Genomic DNA, 1,137 nt, shown 5'->3' on the forward strand with positions numbered 1-1,137 from the left:
AGTGAGTACGGTTCCGATGATGACCAGCAGTCGCGCCGCGGCGCCGGCGAGTCGCAGAGCGGCGCCGCGGTGACCGCCGAGACGGTGCCCTCACCCGGGACGGCGATCCACAACCGACCCTCGCCGTCGAACGTGCCCCCGGTGATGCCCGGCGGGTAGCGGACCGGCTCGCCGATCGGCGCCAGCGAACGCGGGTCGAGCTGCCGGACGACCCCCTGGACCGCGTCGATGATGAAGGCCGCGTCCTCGTGCAGGGCCACGCTCACCCCGAGGCCGGGCGCCGTCCGCGTCGTCGCGGTGATCTGGAGGGTGGCCAGGTCCAGGGAGGACACCTGACCGGTGGTGAGGTCGCGCAGCACCAGGAGCCGGTCGGTCTGCGTCACCTGCGCCGGGTGCCGGCGGGCGCCGGGCACCTCCACGCGGGTGTCCACCCGGGCGGTGACCCCGTTGGCGCGGGCCAGCTCACCGCGGGCGGTGCTCCACAGCCAGGAACTCGCGTCGTGGCTGGCCACCGCGGTGTCGGCCGTGCCGAGGCCCAGCACGGTCAGCCCCATCGCGGCCAGCAACGCGGTCACCGTGCCGACGGTGACCAGCCCGCCCCGGAACCGCCGTCGGGGAGAGCCAGCGCTCACGGCGTCGTCGATGGTGGCCACAACGGCTGTCTCCCCAGTGTCGTCCCGGCAGGTCGCGGCCGGTGTCCGGCGACCCTCCCCTGAGCCGGGTGCCATCATAGGGCCGGATCCGGTCGGGGGGAACCCGCACGGTCTCCCTGTGGATACGCAGCGTGCACGGCGTGACGTCGCTGCTCAGCCCGGCGCGGCGGTCCCCTCGCGCTCAGTGCACACCTGCGCGGACGTGGCGACCACGTCCGTCGAGTACACCGCCACGACCGTGAAGCAGTAGTCCACCCGCGAGTTCAGCCCGTTGACCGTCCAACTCGTCCGACCCGGGTCGACGGTGGCCAGCACGCCCAGTGCCTGCCCGGCCCTGCCACCGGCCACCATGAACGGCACTGCGCCCCCGGACGGGTCGTCCCAGGTCAACGTGACCGTCGCCGCGTCGTCCCGCAACGCCAGGTCACCCGGGCCGGGACCCGGTGTCACGCCGGCCGCCGCCGTGGCCACCGGCGCCGCCGTC

At 74.5% G+C, this 1,137-nt stretch carries 1 protein-coding gene and 1 pseudogene; both read right to left on the reverse strand.

All coding sequences use genetic code 11. The annotated features are described in order from the left end of the window. Positions 1–653: pseudogene (locus tag AB0I76_RS30420) on the reverse strand (hypothetical protein); the annotation flags it as partial. Positions 654–806: 153 nt separating this feature from the next. Further along, positions 807–1,137: fibronectin type III domain-containing protein (locus AB0I76_RS30425; protein ID WP_357042740.1), on the reverse strand; the 331-nt coding region annotated here is incomplete at its 5' end.

It is taken from the genome of Micromonospora sp. NPDC049799, from assembly GCF_040656655.1.
In the GTDB taxonomy this organism is placed as follows: Bacteria; Actinomycetota; Actinomycetes; order Mycobacteriales; family Micromonosporaceae; genus Micromonospora.